Genomic DNA, 17,497 nt, shown 5'->3' on the forward strand with positions numbered 1-17,497 from the left:
TCATCGGGTGGTCCCTTCGGTTCGGACGGCGGCGCGCACGCTCGCCTCGAGGTCGCGGAGTCGATCGGCGGCCGCGACCAGCTCGCGGTCGGTGCGGGGCTGGTCGTCGATGAGGATGCCGCGCACGCGCGCCCGTTCGGCCCCCAGGCGCTCGGCGACGGCATCCGCGACATCCGCCGGGGCGGAGCGCGGCGCGAGGCCGAGCAGACGACCGATACGGGCGCGCGCGGCTCGCCGCAGCTCGTCGAGGGCGTGCGCAGCGTCGCCCGACGAGGCGTACAGACGCGCGCGGCCCTCGGTGGTCTCGTTCGCCCGCACGGTCACCGGGAGGCGTTCGGTCACCAGCGGGCCGAAGCGGCGCCCCCGCCAGACGGCCGCGACGAGGGCCGAGACCAGCAGCAGGACGATGGCGGGCGTGACCCACGGCGGGGTCAGCTCGGAGATCGTCGGAGGGGCGGTGCCGGGGTCGGCGTCGCCGGGCGACGGCACGTACCAGACGAGTCGTTCGCTCTGTCCGAGCACGCCCAGGGCGAGGGCGGCGTCACCGTCGCGGGGGAGCGCGGCGTTGGTCACGGTCGCGAGGCCGTCGATCGCGGTGACGGTGCGGTCGGCCTCGGCGACGGTGAGCAGGCCGTACCCGCCGTCGGTTGCGAAGCACCCCTGGACGCCGGTGCCGGGGACGAAGAGCGAACCGACGCGCGCGGTGCGCGCGTTCTGCGCCGCGGGCACGTCGCACGCGGCGGCGACGGCGATGTCGCCCGCGTACGAGCCGAGCGACGAGCCGGCCAGCAGAAGGTCGAGGGACCGGGTGCGGGGGTCGACGAGCACGACGTGACGGGCACGCTCCGCCAGAACGCGCAGGCCGTCGTCCGAGAGCATCGGCGCGTCGGGCAGGACGAGCGTCGCGCCCCCGCCGGCGAGGGCGCGTTCGGCGGCGCCGCGGTCGCGGGCGACCTCCACCCGCACGCCCTGTTGCTCGAGCAGCCGTACGACCGCCCGGGTACCGTCCGGGCCGGCGGATTCCGGGTCCAGGATGCCGCGCTGCGCGTAGCCGCCGTAGACGAAGGACCCGCCGATCAGAGAGACCAGCAGCAGACTCCCGACGAGGGCGATCCACCCCCCTGCGCTGCGGCGCCGGGAGCGCGCAGGCGCGGTCGCGAGCGCGGTCACGCGGGGGCCGCCGGCGTCGGTCGCGCCCGTACCGCCGCGTCGTCGAGGTCGGCGACGACCCGATAGCTGTCGGCGGTGCCCGGACGGCGCAGGTAGCGCACGTCGTCGAAGGTGTCGGCGGCGGTGTCGAGGCGGTCGGCCAGCGGGGGCAGAGCCGCGCTCGCGGCTCGCGCGAAGGCGCGCACGGTCGCCCCCGGGGGCGGGTCGACGAGGCCGCGCTCGGCGAGTCCGCGCGCGAACGCGCGGAAGCGCAGCACGATCGCGTCGTCCCAGGCGCCGCGGGCGGCCGCGGCGGCGGCCTCGGCGCGCAGCTCGTCGGCGGAGCGGGTGTCGTCGGCGTCGAAGAGGGAGTGCGCGGCCGGGGCCGCGCGCGGGACGAGGCGGGGGCGTCCCCAGATCAGGAGGGCGACCACCACGAGCGCGACGACGATCACGCCGAGCACCACGAAGGTCCACGGGCCCCAGCCTCCGGTGTCGGGGACGGTGAAGAGGTCACTGATGAACCGCGCGACGGCCTGCGAGACGCGGTCGACGAGCGTCGGCTCGGCGGCTCGATAGGCCGGGTCGGAGAGCTCCTGCTCGGCCCACTGGCGCGCCTGGTCGGGGTCGGGCAGCAGGGGCAGGACGGCGCCGATCCGTGGAGCGGGAACGCTCACGCGTCGCCGTTCGATCCGGGGGGCGCCCACGAGTCGGGCGCGGCGGCGGAGGAGGACCCGGGGGCGGGCGGGAGGTCGACCGGCGGGTCCGACGGCGGAGCCGGTGACGCGACGGGCGGCGCGGACGGCGCGGACGGCGGTGTCGCGTACCCCGGCTGTGCTCCGTACCCGGGCTGTGACGCGACGGGCGGCGCGGACGGCTGCGTCGCGTACCCGGGCGGTGTTCCGTACCCCGGTGCCGCGTACCCGGCGTACGCGGGCGGTGCCCCCACCGCGATCGGCGCCGGTCGCGTCACCACGCGCCCCACTCCCACCAGGTATGGATCCGCCAGCTCGTCCGCTCCCGCGTCGCGGGCCTCGACGTAGCTCTGCAGATCGTGGTCGAGGGCCTCGACGCGCATCCGGGCGTCGACGTAGACCAGCACGGCCGACGTCGACTGCACCACCAGGGCGATGCACTGCACGAGCAGGATGCCGAACTGTCCGACCACCTGCAGCACGATGGTGCCGACGATCGCGGCGACGGCGTCGTCTCCGGTGGGGGCGAGGATGCCCGGGACGATCCCGGCGACGAGGCTGAGCGGGATCGAGATGATCTGCGCGACGATGCTGAAGCCGACGGAGATGACCACGATCACTCCGAGCGTCGACCAGAAGCGTCCACGGGTGAGGGCCCACGATCGCCCGATCGCGCGGACGATGCCCGCCCGTTCCAGGATGATCGCCGAGGGCACGAGGAAGAGCTTGGGGGCGAGCCAGAGGTACAGGGGGATCAGCGCGAGGATCGCGAGGATGCCGACCAGGACGGCGACCCAGCCGAGAGCGAAGGCGACCAGGGCGACGATGCCCGCGAGCAGGCCCACCACCAGGACCGTCACCGCGAGGACGAGGGCGCTGTAGCCGATCAGCCGCCAGAAGACGGGCTTCACGCGCGCCCAGGTCGCGCGGAGCGTGGGCTTCTCGGCGACGACCGCGTGGGCGACCTCGGCCACCACGACACCTTGTACGACGACGCCCAGCGCGCCGCTCGCCAGGCCCAGGACCAGCGCCGTCGCGGCGGTGATCACGATGGAGCCGGTCAGGATCGCGTCGAAGTCGTCGCTGCCGGGCGTGACGGTGTCGAGGCGCGAGAAGCTCGCCAGGGCGACCCCGGCGATCGCGGCGGTGAGCACGACCGAGGCGACGGCCTGCACGATCAGCGCGAAGCCGAGGAGCACCCGGGGGTTCTGCCGCAGCGCGACGAACGAGCGACCGAGGATCGTCCCGAAGCCGTAGGGGTGCAGGGGCACGATTCCCGGGCGGGATGCCGGGGTCCAGGCCGGATACGCGTTCACGGTGCCGCCTCCTCGTCCACGTGGGGGTGTCCTCATCGTGTCACACACCCCCGACACGCTCGCCCCGCTCGCAGGCACGTCGACTACTCTCGTTGGGACGCGCCCCCGCCCGGGGCGTGGCCCGTTTTCCCGAGCGGGTTCGAGACGGAAGACGTACACCCGAATGACTTCACGGATCCTGGTTGTCGACGACGACACCGCTCTGGCCGAGATGATCGGCATCGTGCTGCGCACCGAGGGATTCGACACCGTGTTCTGCGCGGACGGAGCGCAGGCGGTCGAGGCGTGGCGCGCCGAGCGCCCCGACCTGATCCTGCTCGACCTCATGCTCCCCGGCGTGGACGGCATCGAGATCTGCACGCGCGTGCGGGCGGAGTCCGGCATCCCGATCATCATGCTGACCGCGCGCACCGACACCGCCGACGTGGTCAAGGGGCTCGAGTCCGGAGCGGACGACTACATCGTCAAGCCCTTCAACCCCAAAGAGCTGGTCGCCCGTATCCGCACCCGCCTGCGTCCCGCCCAGGCTCCGGCCGATGAGACCCTGCGCATCGGCGACCTCGTCGTGGACGTCGCCGCGCACGAGGTGCGTCGCGGGGAGGCGCCGATCGCCCTGACCCCGCTGGAGTTCGAACTGCTCGTGGCGCTCGCCGAGAAGCCGCAGCAGGTGTTCTCGCGCGAGATGCTGCTAGAGCAGGTCTGGGGTTACCACTACAAGGCCGACACGCGTCTGGTCAACGTGCACGTGCAGCGCCTGCGCGCCAAGATCGAGGCCGACCCCGACAACCCGCGGATCGTCACCACCGTGCGCGGCGTGGGCTATCGCGCCGGCGCGGTGGCCTGAGCACCCCATGACGGGCGTGGTGCGGACCCTCCCTCCGCCCCGGCGCGGCATCCGGGACTGGCGCGCCGTCCGCGATCGCCTCGCGACGCTGTGGCGGCGTTCGCTGCGCTTCCGCACCATCGTCATCACGGTCACGCTGACGGCCGTGACGATCCTCGTGACGTGCGTGGCGATGGCCCTCGTCATCCAGAACGAACTGTTCACCGCCCGCAAGGACCAGGTGCTCCTCGAGGCGCAGCGCGCCACGGCCGCGGCGCAGGCCACCCTGGACGCGGCGGTCGACTCCACCGATCCCGCGGCCGCGCAGACGCTCATGAACGGCATCGCGACACGTCTGTCGCAGCAGTCCTCGAGCGATCTGATCGCGCTGTACCGCATCGGTCCGCCCTCTCCTCTCGCACCGCAGCCCTTCATCTCGCCCGCGTTCCAGTCGCGCCTGGTGACCGAGGCCCTGCGGACGCAGGTGCAGTCCAGCGCCGACCTGCAGTGGTGGCAGTCGGTCGCCCTGCCGGCCGACAGCGGGCGGGACGTGCCCGGCATCCTCGTGGGGCATCAGCTGCGCTTCCCCGCCGAGGACGGGGTCGACTACTACGAGCTGTACATGGGGTACGACCTGACCAGCGCGTCGCAGACGCTCGCGTTCGTGCAGGTGCTGCTGTGGGTGGTCGGGCTGGTGCTGGTCGTGCTCATCGGGGCGATCGCCTGGTTCGTGCTGCGTTCGGTGACGACCCCCATCGCGGATGCCGCCGAGACCAGCGCCAAGCTCGCGGCGGGCGATCTGGGCGTGCGCCTGCCCGTGCGCGGCGAGGACGAGCTGGCCACCCTGAACCGCTCGTTCAACGCGATGGCCGACAGCATCGAGTCGCAGATCAAGGAGCTCGCCGACCTCTCCCTCGTGCAGCAGCGCTTCGTGTCCGACGTCTCGCACGAGCTGCGGACGCCCCTGACGACGATCCGTCTGGCCGCCGACATGATCAACGATCAGCGCGAGGAGTTCGATCCCGCCACGGGCCGCGCGGCCGAGCTGCTGCACGCGCAGGTGCAGCGCTTCGAGGTGCTGCTGACCGATCTGCTCGAGATCAGCCGCTACGACGCCGGCTCCGTGCAGCTGGAGCTCGAGGCCACCAGCCTCGCGCACCTGGCCGAAGACGTCATCCTGTCGATGGAGCAGCTGGCCGAGGGCCACGGCTCCGACGTCCGGCTGGTCGCACCGGGCGGGTACACCCCGGTCGAAATGGACGCCCGCCGCGTGCGCCGCATCGTGCGCAACCTGCTCGGCAATGCGATCGAGCACGGAGAAGGGCGGCCCATCGTGGTGTCGGTCGACAGCGACCGGGATGCCGTGGCCCTCGGCGTCCGCGATTTCGGACTCGGCATGCGGCCCGACGACGTCGAGCGCGTGTTCGACCGCTTCTGGCGCGCCGACCCCTCGCGCGTGCGCACGATCGGCGGCACCGGTCTCGGTCTGTCCATCGCCCTCGGCGACGCGCGCCTGCACGGCGGCACTCTGGCCGTGTGGTCCGAGCCCGGGCGAGGGTCCAACTTCGTCCTGACCCTTCCGCGCGACGGGCGGCCGGTGAGCAGTTCGCCGTTGCCCCTCGTGCCCGACGACGAGCAGGGCGGCGCCCTGGAGGCGTTCGGCCTCACCCAGCCGATCGCCACCCGACCCGGCATCCGGAGGACGTCATGAGACGCGCGCTCGCCCTCGTCAGCCTGGCGCTCGTGCTCGTGCTCACCGCGTGCACGGGCCTGCCCACCTCGGGATACGTCAATCCCGGGCGGGGGCCGCAGACCGACGACACCCAGGCCTTCGCCTTCGTTCCCGACGGCCCGCAGGACGACGCGTCGCCGACCGACATCGTCGAAGGGTTCCTGCGCGCGGGTTCCGGCCCCGCCGACGACTGGGCCACGGCCAAGATGTTCCTCGCGCCGGGCACGTCGTGGGATCCCCGCGCCCGCGTCACGATCGACCGCCTCTCGGACCGCCGGGCGGCGGCGACCTCCGAGGGGACGGGCGTCACGGTGGCGTTGACCACGGTGGCCGGCGTGGATGCCGCCGGCGCCTACGCCCCGTCCGCCTCCGGGGTGAGCGAGACGCTGGATTTCACCCTCGCCCGGGTCGACGAGCAGTGGCGCATCACCTCCGCGCCGGACGGCGTGGTGCTGTACGAGGAGGTGTTCCCGACCGTCTACCAGTCGGCATCCATCGCGTACTTCGATCCGACGTGGAGTTTCATCGTCCCGGACGTGCGGTGGTTCCCGCGGCCGCTGGTGGCCAGCCGCGTGGCGACCGCCCTCGTCGACGGTCAGCCGAGCGCCTGGCTGTCGGGTGCGGTGCGGTCGGCCTTCCCCGACGAGCTCTCGCTCGTGGGACGCTCGGTCACGCTCTCGCAGGGCGGGGTCGCGCAGGTGCAGCTTCCGCAGGCGGCGCTGAGCCTGGACCGCACGACGCTGGACCGCATGCAGACCCAGCTCGTGCGCAGCCTCGTCACCGCGGGGATCAGCGACGTGCAGATGACCGTGGACGGAACGCCCGTCACCGCGTCCGAGGTGCCCGTGCGCGTGACCCGGGTCGACCCCGCGCCGGCGGTGCTCACCGCGCTGGGCGTCTTCGGTTCGCTCTCGGGCGACGCCGTCGAACCGATCACGGGGCTGTCGGACGCCGTGGAGTCCCTCGTGCCCGCGTCGGTGGAGCTCGAGGCCGACCGCAGCCTCGCGGCGGTGCGGTCGCAAGACGGCACCGTCGCCAGCGCGCTCGCCGACGGGCGCACGTTCCTGCTGGACGATCGCCCCGGCCTCATCACCCCCTCGATCGACGGCGAAGGCGAGGTCTGGAGCGTGCCGGCGGCCTCGCCCACGCAGGTGCGCGCGATCACCCCCGAGGGCGTGCCCCGCGACGTCGGCAACGCCTGGCCCGACGCGTCCGAGATCACCGCGATGCAGGTCTCGCGCGACGGCACGCGTGTGGCGGCGATCGTCACCGTCTCGGGCACGCGCGAGGTGTGGTTGGCCGGCATCGTGCGCGACAGCGGCACGGTGGAGCTCGGTGCGCCCCACGTCCTGTCGTTCTCGCAGCAGGGCGCCTTCGACCTCGCGTGGCTCGACGACACCACGGTGGGCGTGCTGGCCACCGTCGAGGGGTCGACGCGCCTGCGCGAGTTGAACGTGGGCGGGCGCGGGACCGAGGCGGCGGCCCCCGACGGTGCGCGCACCCTGGCGGCCGGGAGCACGAGCGTGCGCGTCCTCGACGACCAGGGTCGGCTGTACAGCCGACGCGGCAGCTCGTGGACGCTCGTGGCATCCGGGATCCGCGTGCTCGCCGCGCAGCAGGGCACGACCTCCTGAGGTTCCTCCCCCGTGGAGCGGGCGGCCCCGTTCTCCCCGGCGGGGCGTTCCGCGCCGAGATCGACCCGCTCGCCGGCGGCAGGGTGATCGCATGCGGTGGCTCCTTGATTCCCTGTCCGACGCGCTGACGTTCTGGTTGCCCCTGTCGTGCGCGGGGTGCGGGTCGGCGGACGTGTCGTTGTGCGAGGGATGCCGCGCCGCCCTGGCCGCGGACGTCCGGCGCCACGCGATCGGCCGGGGAACGATGGTCACCGCCGCCCTCGCCTTCGACGGTGTCGCGGCCCGGACCATCCGGGCGCTGAAAGAAGAGGGGCGCACCGCGGTGGCGCGAGACCTGGGCCCCGCTCTCGCCGCAGCGATCGCCGTCGCCGTCCACCGGGCCGGCCACGGCGGGCCGGTGCGGATCGTGACGGTGCCCTCGACGCGTTCCGCCTTCCGGCGGCGGGGCTACCGACCGGTCGACTTGCTCGTGCGCGCGAGCGGGTTGCGGCCGGAACGCGTGCTCCGCCTGGCCCGGACGCCGCGCGACCAGCGGGGGCTCGGCCGGGCGGAGCGTCGCGCGAACGTCGACGGGACCCTCGTCTCGCGCCCCCTCGCGGGCGGGGTCGTGGTGGTGGTCGACGACGTGGTGACCACGGGCGCCACTCTGGGCGAGGCCGATCGGGCGCTGCGCGCCGCCGGAGCCGACCACGTCGTCGCCGTGGCGCTCGCGTACACGCCGCGGAACCGTGGATACGGTGGAGAACCGCAGGAGAATCCGAGGTGATCCGCACGTGACACGGCGGTGACCGGCCACTAGCGTAGGGATGACTGAAGGCGACGGACGTTCCGCCCTTAGACCGGGCGGAACCCGGAACAAGGAGGTCACGGATGGACACCAACATCGTCGGCGTGGGAGTCGGTATCACCGATCGTTTCCGCTCGGTGGTCGAAGAGAAGGTCAGCCGCATCGAGCACCTGGCGCCCCGAGCCCACACGCTCGAGGTCAAGGTGACGCATCGCTCCTATCGCAACGGTCGTATGGAGGACGACACGGTCGAGCTCACGCTCGACGGCAAGGGCCCGGTCGTGCGCGCCGAAGCCACGGACGCCGACAAGTTCGCGGCCCTCGACCTCGCCGTCGACAAGATCTCCGAGCAGGTGCGCCGCGCGAAGGACAAGCGCGTCGACCTGCGCAATCATCCCCGCGGCGCGAAGTTCGAGAAGAACACGGGCGAGCTGTCCGGGATCGACGTCGAACCCGCCTCGGTCGAGGTGCTGCGCGCGGTCGCGACGGGCGAGGTGCCCATCCAGAGCGCCGAGGCCGAAGAAGCGGACTACTCCCCGGTCGTCATCCGTCAGAAGCAGTTCGGAGCCGAGTGGATGACGGTCGAAGACGCCGTCGACCGCATGGAGCTGGTCGGACACGACTTCTTCCTGTTCATCGATGCCCGCAGCGATCAGCCGAGCGTGGTGTACCGCCGCAAGGGCTGGGACTACGGCGTGATCGCGCTCGCGACGCAGGCGCCGCCCGCGGCCCAGGTCGCTTCCTGACCCACCGCACGCACGACGCCCCCGGCCGCGGCCGGGGGCGTCGCTCGTGTCCGACGGGGCTCAGCCGTCGAAGATGTCACCGAGCAGCGAGCCGATGACCAGGCCGCCCAGCATTCCGCCCACCATGTTGCCGCCGCCCATGCCGCCGCCGCGGCCGTACCGGCCGCCGCGTCCGTAGCCGTCGCCGCCACCGCCCCAGTCGTTGGGACGGGACTGCTCGATGTCGCGCTGGGCGATCTGCAGGGCCTCGGATGCCAGCGACCCGGCGCGTCGGGCGGTGGCGAGGGCCGTCTCGCGCTCCTCCTCGGCTATCGGGCCGAGGGGCAGACCGGCGCGCAGACGCTCGGCCTCGACGAAACGCGTGCGCGCGTCGGCGCCGATCCACCCGCGATGTCCGGTGATGAGCCCGCGCGCCACGGCGAGTTGACGGTCGGCATCGTCGATCGCGTGCTCGACCTGCTCCTGAGAGGGCACGGGTCGCGCGGCGCGTTCCCGCGCGACATCGAGATCGGCGTTGGCCTGACGCAGCGACGACAGGGCATCGAAGGGGTCGGTGCGCGCCCCCGATGCGGGCAGCGCCGTCAGCGCCTGCTGCAGAGCCGCCATCGCCTGGACGACCGCGGGGGTCTGCGCGCCACGGCGGGCCTCGATCAAATCGTTGCGCGAATCGTCGACGACGGCGGCGAGGGTGGATTCGGCGCGCAGCGCTTCGATCTCGAAGGTGTCGACGGCATCCAGCAGCGATTCCGCGCGCCGTACGGACTCGGTCGCCGCCTCGAGGGCGACCGACGCCTGCTCGCGCTGCCCGGCGTCGCGGCGCCGCTCCGACACCGAGGCGGTGTGCACCGCGAAGTCCAGCAACTGCTCGATCTCGTCGGGGTTGCCGCCGATCTGAGCGAGCGCGGAGTCGCTGTAGCGGCGCGACAGTCGGTCGACCACGTCGCGGGCGTGGGGGATGCGCTCGGCCAGTCGCTCGCGGTCGGCGCGGACCCGGGCGAGGGTCTCGGGGGCACGGCGCACCGCGTCGATCTTGGGCTGCAGCACCTGCGTCCGCTCCTCGAGCAGGTCCTCGGCCCATTCCGAGAGCTGGACGATGCGGGCATTGCGCGTGCGCAGCTCGTCTTTGGTGTCGGGGATCTCGTCGTGGTTCAACTGGTGCAGCTGGAACGCTTCGGCGAGGTGGGTGCGGACGGAGTCCAGAGCGGCGGCGAGGTCCTCGGTGGCCTTGTCGCCGAGCTCGGCGCGCGCGAAGTCGAGTTCGTCCGAGGTGAGTCGGACACGCTCGTCGGCGGCGACGATCGCCAACTCCGCCCGGCGTGCCAGATCGGCATCCGCCGCGTCCTGCTCTTCGCGCTTCCTCTTGCCCCAGAAACCGGCCATGGCTCGATCCTAGGCGGCGCATTCGCGGGCGTCGCCGTGTGTTCGCTGCGGGCGCGCGTCCGTGCTTTCGGATTGCGGCCGCCTCGCAGGTCACGAACGGGTAACACGGATAACATGAGCGTGCATGCCTGTTCGCAGGCCGGCGCCCGTGCGGGCGTCGCACCCGACAGATGGAGATTCTTCGTGGCAAATCCGCTCGAGAAACTGCTGCGCGCCGGCGAAGGCCGCGTCCTGCGCCGCCTGCAGGGCGTGGTCAAGGCGACCGGGGCGCTCGAAGAGGACTACGAGCAGCTCACCGACGACGAACTGCGCAACGAGACCATCGAGCTGCGCGCCCGCTACGAGGCCGGCGAGACGCTCGACCAGCTCATGCCCGAGGCCTTCGCCGCCGTCCGCGAGGCGGCGAAGCGGACGCTCGGTCAACGCCCCTACGACGTGCAGGTCATGGGCGGTGCGGCCCTTCACCTCGGCAACATCGCCGAGATGAAGACGGGTGAGGGCAAGACCCTGACCGCGGCCCTGCCGGCCTACCTCAACGCGATCGCCGGCAAGGGCGTGCACGTCATCACGGTGAATGACTTCCTCGCGAGCTACCAGTCCGAGCTCATGGGCCGCGTCTACCGCGCCCTGGGGATGACGTGCGGCACCGTGGTGTCGGGCCAGACGCCCGAGGTGCGCCGCGAGCAGTACGAGGCCGACATCAGCTACGGCACGAACAACGAGTTCGGCTTCGACTACCTGCGCGACAACATGGCGTGGCGCAAAGAGGACCTCGTGCAGCGCGGTCACTTCTTCGCGATCGTCGACGAGGTCGACTCGATCCTCATCGACGAGGCGCGCACCCCGCTGATCATCTCGGGTCCGGCATCCGGTGAGGCCAATCGCTGGTTCGCGGAGTTCGCCAAGCTCGCCCGCACCCTCGAGGCCGGCGTCGACTACGAGGTCGACGAGAAGAAGCGCACGATCGGCGTCCTCGAGCCCGGTATCGAGAAGGTCGAGGACTACCTCGGCATCGACAACCTGTACGAGTCGGCCAACACCCCGCTCATCTCGTTCCTGAACAACTCGATCAAGGCGATCGCGCTGTTCAAGCGCGACACCGACTACGTCGTCATGAACGACGAGGTGATGATCGTCGACGAGCACACCGGTCGCATCCTGGTCGGCCGCCGGTACAACGAGGGCATCCACCAGGCGATCGAGGCGAAAGAGAACGTGCCGGTCAAGGCCGAGAACCAGACCCTGGCGACCGTCACGCTGCAGAACTACTTCCGCCTGTACGACAAGCTCTCGGGCATGACCGGTACCGCCGAGACCGAGGCCGCCGAGTTCATGTCGACCTACAAGCTCGGCGTGGTGCCCATCCCCACGAACAAGCCGATGATCCGCAAGGACCAGTCCGATCTCGTCTACAAGAACGAGACCGCGAAGTTCGCGCAGGTCGTCGAAGACATCGTCGAGCGCCACGAGAAGGGTCAGCCGGTCCTCGTCGGCACCACGAGCGTGGAGAAGAGCGAGTACCTCTCGCGCCTGCTGGCGAAGAAGGGCGTGCGCCACGAGGTGCTCAACGCCAAGAACCACGCGCGCGAGGCCGAGATCGTCGCCCGCGCGGGTCGCCTGGGAGCGGTGACCGTCGCCACCAACATGGCCGGTCGCGGAACCGACATCATGCTCGGCGGAAACGCCGAGTTCCTCGCCGTGCAAGAGATGAAGGCGAAGAACCTCGACCCGGTCGAGACGCCCGACGCCTACGAAGAGGAGTGGGACGGCGTCTACAAGGCGATGCGCGACACGGTGGCCGAAGAGGCCGCGAAGGTCACCGAGGCGGGCGGTCTGTACGTGCTCGGCACCGAGCGTCACGAGTCCCGCCGCATCGACAACCAGCTGCGCGGTCGATCCGGTCGCCAGGGCGACCCGGGCGAGAGCCGCTTCTACCTGTCGCTCACCGACGACCTGATGCGTCTGTTCCAGTCCGGTGCGGCCGAGGCGATCCTGGCTCGCACGAACTTCCCCGACGACGTCGCGATCGAGTCCGGTCTGGTCTCGCGTGCGATCAAGAGCGCGCAGTCGCAGGTCGAGGCCCGCAACGCCGAGATGCGCAAGAACGTCCTCAAGTACGACGACGTGTTGAACCGCCAGCGCGAGGCGATCTACGCCGACCGTCGTCACATGCTCCAGGGCGACGACATCGCCGACCGCGTGCAGCACTTCATCGAGGACGCGATCACCGCCGTCATCGACGATCACACCGGGTCGGGTCACACCGAGTCGTGGGACTTCGACGCCCTGTGGACCGAGCTGAAGACGCTGTACCCGGTGAGCGTGACGATCGACGAGGTCGTCGCCGAGGCCGGCGGCAACAAGGGTCGCATCACGCCCGAGGGACTCAAGCGCGAGATCATCTCGGACGCCCGCATCGCCTACGAGAACCGCGAGAAGAGCCTCGGCGAGCAGGCGCTGCGCGAGCTCGAGCGCCGCGTCGTGCTGCAGGTGCTGGACCGCCGCTGGCGCGAGCACCTGTACGAGATGGACTATCTCAAGGACGGCATCGGCCTGCGCGCCATGGCCCAGCGCGACCCGCTCATCGAGTACCAGCGCGAGGGGTACCAGATGTTCCAGTCGATGATGGGCCAGATCAAAGAGGAGTCCGTCGGCTTCCTCTACAACCTCGAGGTCGAGGTGCGCAGCGTCGAGGGAGAGCCCGCGGCGCAGGTCGAGGCGAAGGGCCTCGCCCCGACCCCCGTCGAGACGCAGCGCCTGGAGTACTCCGCCGCGAACGACGCGGGCGAGGTCGAGGTGCGCAACGATCGAGGACAGGTGCAGCAGGCGGCGACCAACCGCGTCCGCCAGGCGCAGCCCGCCGCGGCCGAGCCCGCCGCGGCCCGTGGGGCGTTCGGTCAGCGCACCGGTGTGGCCGAGCAGCCCGAGGCGTCCAACCGCGCCGACCGGCGCGCGGCGAAGAAGAAGTAACGCCCGCAGAGGCCGGATGCCGTGTCCCTCGCCGGGGCACGGCATCCGTCGTCTTCGCCCGGGGCCCGCGGCGCCGTCGGTCGAGGATCGGCCGCAACGCACGGTGCCGTCGTGCGGACACTGGGCGGGAGCGCGGCGCCGTCGGTCGAGGATCGGCCGCAACGCACGGTGCCGTCGTGCGGACGTCGGACGGGAGCGCGGTGCCGTCGCGCGGACGCCGGACGCGACGCGCCGGACCGAGGTCGCCCGGAGACGGCATGTCGGCGGTGCCGTCCGCGCAACGGCGGTGCCGGCGGGCGGGAACGAGCGGTCCACCGGGTGTCGATTGGCCGCTGCGGCCCGGGGATATCCTGAACCGATGAGCCCGCTGCGCCCCCTCGACCAGTCATCCAAGCTGAAGGACGTCCTGTACGAGATCCGCGGGGAGGCCCTCGTCGAGGCCGATCGTCTGGAGGCCGAGGGGCACGCGATCCTCAAGCTGAACACCGGCAATCCGGCGATCTTCGGCTTCGAGGCGCCGCACCAGATCGTGCGCGACATGATCGCGTCGGTGCCGAACGCCCACGGGTACAGCGACAGCCGCGGCATCCTGTCGGCCCGCCGTGCCGTGGTCTCGCGCTACGAGCAGGAACCCGGCTTCCCCCACCTCGACCCCGACCACGTGTTCCTCGGCAACGGGGTCTCCGAGCTCATCACGATGACGATGCAGGCTCTGCTCGACGAGGGCGACGAGGTGCTCATCCCCGCCCCGGACTATCCGCTCTGGACGGCCATGACGAGCCTCGGCGGCGGCACTCCCGTGCACTACGTGTGCGATGAGCAGCGGGAGTGGCAGCCCGACCTCGAGGACATCCGCTCGAAGATCACCCCGCGCACCAAGGCGATCGTCGTCATCAACCCCAACAACCCCACCGGCGCGGTGTACTCGCGAGAGGTGCTCGAGGGCATCGCCGCGATCGCACGCGAGCACTCGCTGCTCGTCCTCGCCGACGAGATCTACGACCGCATCCTCTTCGACGACGCGGTGCACATCCCCATGGCCACGGTGGCGCCCGACCTGCTGGTCCTGACCTTCAACGGCCTGTCCAAGACGTACCGCGTCGCCGGGTACCGCTCGGGGTGGCTGGCGATCACCGGCCCCAAAGAGCACGCGCGAGGATTCCTGCACGGCATCAACCTGCTGGCATCCACCCGTCTGTGCCCCAACGTGCCCGCGCAGTTCGCCGTGCAGGCGGCCCTGTCGGGGGTGCAGTCGATCGACGCGCTCATCGCGCCCACGGGTCGTCTGCACGAGCAGAGGGATGCCGCGTGGGAGGGCCTCGAGGCGATCCCGGGGGTCTCGTGCGTCAAACCGCGCGGGGCTCTGTACGCCTTTCCGCGCTTCGACCCCGAGGTGTACGAGATCCCGGATGACGCCAAGTTCGTCCGCGACTTCCTCGTCGCCGAGCACGTGCTGCTGGTGCAGGGGTCGGGCTTCAACTGGCCGGCGACCGACCACGTGCGCATCGTGACGCTGCCGGAGGCCCGCGTCATCAGCGACGCGATCGAGCGTCTCGGTAACTTCTTGGCGGCCTGGCGGCCGTGATCGGCGGGTCTCGGGGTCAGGGGGCGTCCGGAAGTTCTCGATAGGGATCGAGGGCGTCGGGAGAGAGCATCAGGACCACGGTGCCGACCGTGATCTGCGCGAACCGCTCTCCGACCTCGTCGGGTCGGATCTGCAAGAGCAGGCTCAGCTGCGTCACCGATTCGACGACGTTCTCGGGGATGGGGTCGATCTGCGTCGGGTTCATCGCGCGTCCCCCTTTCGAGGGTGGCGCGTCGGCCGACACCTCGGTCCGAGGCTCGAGGGTGCGGGTGAGCGGGCGGGGCGACGCCCCGCGGCCCGGCCCGATCGCCTCACGGTTCTGTCGTGAGGGGACCGGGCCGGGAGCGCGTCACAGGACTCCGAGCGAAGTCACGCGCCAGCGGCCGTCCAGCCCCTCGAGGCGGAGGGCGACCGCGCGGGTGCGGACACGGGTGGCGACCGTGACCGTCGCTTCGACGACGTGGTCGGCGGGCGACGACGCCCGCACGTTGCGGATGGCGTGCGTGGTGCGCAGCGCCGGCAGGCCGCGGGCGCTGCGCGCGCGGGCGGTCAGGCTCGCCCGCGCGGTGACGGCCGAGTAGACGTCGCCCGAGAGCCAACGTGCGAGCTGATCGACCTCGCGGACGCCGGCGAGAACCTCGAGCACCGCGTGGACGACCTGGACGGCGAAGGGTTCGGGAGGTGGCAGCTCGGAGACGGGTGTTCTCTGTCTGCCGAAGAAGTCGCTGTTCGCCGGCGTGGTTCGGGCGGCGGCGACGCGCTCGCGCGTCGGGGGGATGCGGGTGGTGGAGTCGGACATGGTTCCCTTCCGTCGGTGGGGTGGGACACGCGAGCGGGGGTGACGCCGACAGTAGGGCGAAGGGAGCACACATGTTTATATGTCCGCCGTGGGGCGCGCGTGAAACGGGCGATATGTCACCTGAAACCGGCTGTCCGTTCAGCCACGATCAGCATGCGAGTCACCGTGTCCCCCGTTCGGGGGGACCGGTGGCTTCGCCCGGAGTCGAAGGCACAGCATCGGCGTCCGGTCGTCGATCACCCCACGGTTCGCCTGTCGCCGTGCGCATGCGCGAGCGGACTCAGGGCCCTGTTCACCCGCGGACGGCGCACGACCCGCGATCACAAGGTTGCGAGGCAACGCGGCCCCCTAGGCTGGAGGCGTGTCGACACTCAGCGAACTCGTCTACGCCCAGGGCCGCTCCAGCGAGGCCGATGTCGAGTGGCTCCACCGCCTCGCCGGCGACGGTCAGCTGCTGGCCGACCTCGCCTTTGCCGACATCGTCATCTGGGTGCCCACGCAGGACGACTCCTTCGTGGCCGTCGCGCACACGCGCCCCGGGGGAGCGGCCACGCTGTTCTACCGCGACATCGTCGGCGACCGGGTGCGCCCGCAGTGGCGCACGCAGGTGCGCGAGGCCTTCCAGAGCGGCCGGATCGTGGACTCGGCATCCCCCGACTGGTTCGAAGAGACGCCCACGCGCGTGCGCGCGGTGCCGATCGTGCGCGAGCTGTCGCGCGAGGGGCACGCCGTCACGACGGTCGGCGTGCTGACCCGCCACACCAACCTGGGCGAGACGCGCACGCCGTCGCGCCAGCAGATCACCTTCAACGACTGCGCCGACGACCTGTTCGGCATGATCTCGTCGGCCGAGTTCCCCGACCTCTCGGCGCCGACTGCTCCGCGCCGCGGCGCCCCGCGCGCATCCGACGGTCTCATCCGCCTCGACGTCGACGGCATCACCACCTTCGCCAGCCCGAACGCCCTCTCGGCCTTCAACCGCATGGGCTTCGACGACGAGCTCGAGGGGGAGTCCCTCGCCGAGGTGACCGCCCGCATCCTGCCCGCCAAGCGGCAGGACGTCGACGAGTCCCTGCCGGTCGTCACCAGCGGGCGAGCGCCCTGGCGCGCCGACATGGAGGCGCGCGGGGTGCAGGTCTCGCTGCGGACCATCCCGCTGCGCGATCGCGGCACCCGCATCGGGGCGATCGTGCTCAGCCGCGACGTGACCGAGATCCGCCACCAGGAGCAGGAGCTCATCACCAAGGACGCCACGATCCGCGAGATCCATCATCGCGTCAAGAACAACCTGCAGACGGTCGCGTCGCTCCTGCGCATCCAGGCACGTCGTACCCACTCGGACGAGGCGCGCGATGCCCTCACCCAGGCGATGCGCCGCGTCTCGGCCATCGCCGTCGTGCACGACACCCTGTCCGAGGGACTGGCGCAGAACGTCGACTTCGACGACGTCTTCGCCCGCGTGCTCAAGCTCGTCGCCGAGGTCGCCGCCGCCCCCAACACCCGTGCGCGCACCCGCACGACCGGGCAGTTCGGAACGCTCCCGAGCCAGTTCGCGACCCCCCTCGCCCTCGCGCTCACCGAGCTCGTCACCAACGCCGTGGAGCACGGGCTCGCCGGTCAGGAGGGCGACGTCGAGATCGCCGCCGAGCGCTCCGGCGAGATGCTCGAGGTCAGCGTCCGCGATACCGGGGTGGGACTCCCCGAGGGGCAGGTCGGGCGCGGCCTGGGCACGCAGATCGTGCGCACCCTCATCCAGGGCGAGCTCGGGGGCACGATCGACTGGCACACGCTGATGGGAAGCGGCACCGAGGTCACGATCGAGATCCCGCTGCGCTACATCGGCAATCCCGCGTCCTGAGGCGCTGAGCACGGTGGCATCCG

The 17,497-nt window shown here is 71.6% G+C and carries 14 protein-coding genes; 8 read left to right on the top strand and 6 right to left on the bottom strand.

Annotated features, from left to right (window positions below; all coding sequences use genetic code 11):
• The 3 genes from ACIPVB_RS06315 to ACIPVB_RS06325 are packed head-to-tail and all read right to left on the bottom strand — an operon-like array spanning position 1 to position 3,160.
• Positions 1-1,170 carry a DUF4350 domain-containing protein gene (locus ACIPVB_RS06315; RefSeq protein WP_400367664.1) on the bottom strand — a complete coding sequence of 390 codons (1,170 nt, stop codon included), beginning with the start codon at positions 1,168-1,170 and terminating at the stop codon, positions 1-3.
• Positions 1,167-1,826, bottom strand: a complete 660-nt coding sequence (locus ACIPVB_RS06320) for a DUF4129 domain-containing protein (protein WP_400367665.1) — start codon at positions 1,824-1,826, stop codon at positions 1,167-1,169. Before ACIPVB_RS06320 ends, ACIPVB_RS06315 begins: the two co-directional genes overlap by 4 nt.
• Positions 1,823-3,160, bottom strand: coding sequence for a glycerophosphoryl diester phosphodiesterase membrane domain-containing protein (locus ACIPVB_RS06325; RefSeq protein ID WP_400367666.1), 1,338 nt, complete (start codon positions 3,158-3,160; stop codon positions 1,823-1,825). The genes ACIPVB_RS06320 and ACIPVB_RS06325 overlap by 4 nt, the downstream gene beginning before the upstream one ends.
• A gap of 163 nt (positions 3,161-3,323) precedes the next feature.
• Here ACIPVB_RS06325 and mtrA point away from each other — a divergent pair, with 163 nt between their 5' ends.
• From mtrA to hpf, 5 genes are all read left to right on the top strand, one after another.
• On the top strand, positions 3,324-4,004 hold the full coding sequence (gene mtrA, locus ACIPVB_RS06330; protein WP_400367667.1) for an MtrAB system response regulator MtrA: 681 nt from the start codon (positions 3,324-3,326) through the stop codon (positions 4,002-4,004).
• 7 nt (positions 4,005-4,011) lie between these two features.
• Positions 4,012-5,694: an MtrAB system histidine kinase MtrB gene (mtrB, locus tag ACIPVB_RS06335; RefSeq protein WP_400367668.1), complete on the top strand. Its 1,683-nt coding sequence runs from the start codon at positions 4,012-4,014 to the stop codon at positions 5,692-5,694.
• Complete coding sequence (locus ACIPVB_RS06340) at positions 5,691-7,349, top strand: LpqB family beta-propeller domain-containing protein (protein WP_400367669.1); 1,659 nt, start codon at positions 5,691-5,693, stop codon at positions 7,347-7,349. Before mtrB ends, ACIPVB_RS06340 begins: the two co-directional genes overlap by 4 nt.
• Before the next feature lie 91 nt (positions 7,350-7,440).
• Positions 7,441-8,115 (top strand): ComF family protein, encoded by a 675-nt coding sequence (locus ACIPVB_RS06345; RefSeq protein WP_400367670.1) that lies wholly within the window; start codon positions 7,441-7,443, stop codon positions 8,113-8,115.
• A 104-nt stretch (positions 8,116-8,219) separates the two neighbouring features.
• On the top strand, positions 8,220-8,882 hold the full coding sequence (gene hpf / locus ACIPVB_RS06350) for a ribosome hibernation-promoting factor, HPF/YfiA family (RefSeq protein ID WP_400367671.1): 663 nt from the start codon (positions 8,220-8,222) through the stop codon (positions 8,880-8,882).
• A 60-nt stretch (positions 8,883-8,942) separates the two neighbouring features.
• Here hpf and ACIPVB_RS06355 read toward each other — a convergent pair whose 3' ends face one another.
• Complete coding sequence (locus tag ACIPVB_RS06355) at positions 8,943-10,262, bottom strand: hypothetical protein (RefSeq protein ID WP_400367672.1); 1,320 nt, start codon at positions 10,260-10,262, stop codon at positions 8,943-8,945.
• Positions 10,263-10,445: 183 nt separating this feature from the next.
• Between ACIPVB_RS06355 and secA the strand changes: the two genes are divergently transcribed.
• Both secA and ACIPVB_RS06365 read left to right on the top strand, forming a co-directional pair.
• Positions 10,446-13,232: a preprotein translocase subunit SecA gene (gene secA / locus ACIPVB_RS06360; RefSeq protein WP_400367673.1), complete on the top strand. Its 2,787-nt coding sequence runs from the start codon at positions 10,446-10,448 to the stop codon at positions 13,230-13,232.
• 358 nt (positions 13,233-13,590) lie between these two features.
• Positions 13,591-14,817 (top strand): pyridoxal phosphate-dependent aminotransferase, encoded by a 1,227-nt coding sequence (locus tag ACIPVB_RS06365; RefSeq protein WP_400367674.1) that lies wholly within the window; start codon positions 13,591-13,593, stop codon positions 14,815-14,817.
• Between the two features lie 16 nt (positions 14,818-14,833).
• Here ACIPVB_RS06365 and ACIPVB_RS06370 read toward each other — a convergent pair whose 3' ends face one another.
• The gene (locus ACIPVB_RS06370; RefSeq protein ID WP_400367675.1) at positions 14,834-15,022 is read right to left on the bottom strand and encodes a hypothetical protein; all 189 of its coding nucleotides are present in this window, start codon (positions 15,020-15,022) and stop codon (positions 14,834-14,836) included.
• A gap of 144 nt (positions 15,023-15,166) precedes the next feature.
• The gene (locus ACIPVB_RS06375) at positions 15,167-15,616 is read right to left on the bottom strand and encodes an Rv3235 family protein (RefSeq protein WP_400367676.1); all 450 of its coding nucleotides are present in this window, start codon (positions 15,614-15,616) and stop codon (positions 15,167-15,169) included.
• Positions 15,617-15,977: 361 nt separating this feature from the next.
• Here ACIPVB_RS06375 and ACIPVB_RS06380 point away from each other — a divergent pair, with 361 nt between their 5' ends.
• On the top strand, positions 15,978-17,474 hold the full coding sequence (locus ACIPVB_RS06380; protein ID WP_400367677.1) for a sensor histidine kinase: 1,497 nt from the start codon (positions 15,978-15,980) through the stop codon (positions 17,472-17,474).
• Positions 17,475-17,497 lie beyond the last annotated feature (23 nt).

It is taken from the genome of Microbacterium sp. NPDC090007 (genome assembly GCF_044748345.1).
Taxonomy (GTDB): domain Bacteria; phylum Actinomycetota; class Actinomycetes; order Actinomycetales; family Microbacteriaceae; genus Microbacterium.

Bases quoted from the DNA above. Each gene is read 5' to 3' on its own strand.
- mtrA (WP_400367667.1), top strand. From the start codon at position 3,324: ATGACTTCACGGATCCTGGTTGTCGACGACGACACCGCTCTGGCCGAG.
- mtrB (WP_400367668.1), top strand. From the start codon at position 4,012: ATGACGGGCGTGGTGCGGACCCTCCCTCCGCCCCGGCGCGGCATCCGG.
- ACIPVB_RS06340 (WP_400367669.1), top strand. From the start codon at position 5,691: ATGAGACGCGCGCTCGCCCTCGTCAGCCTGGCGCTCGTGCTCGTGCTC.
- ACIPVB_RS06345 (WP_400367670.1), top strand. From the start codon at position 7,441: ATGCGGTGGCTCCTTGATTCCCTGTCCGACGCGCTGACGTTCTGGTTG.
- hpf (WP_400367671.1), top strand. From the start codon at position 8,220: ATGGACACCAACATCGTCGGCGTGGGAGTCGGTATCACCGATCGTTTC.
- ACIPVB_RS06355 (WP_400367672.1), bottom strand. From the start codon at position 10,262: ATGGCCGGTTTCTGGGGCAAGAGGAAGCGCGAAGAGCAGGACGCGGCG.
- ACIPVB_RS06365 (WP_400367674.1), top strand. From the start codon at position 13,591: ATGAGCCCGCTGCGCCCCCTCGACCAGTCATCCAAGCTGAAGGACGTC.
- ACIPVB_RS06370 (WP_400367675.1), bottom strand. From the start codon at position 15,022: ATGAACCCGACGCAGATCGACCCCATCCCCGAGAACGTCGTCGAATCG.
- ACIPVB_RS06375 (WP_400367676.1), bottom strand. From the start codon at position 15,616: ATGTCCGACTCCACCACCCGCATCCCCCCGACGCGCGAGCGCGTCGCC.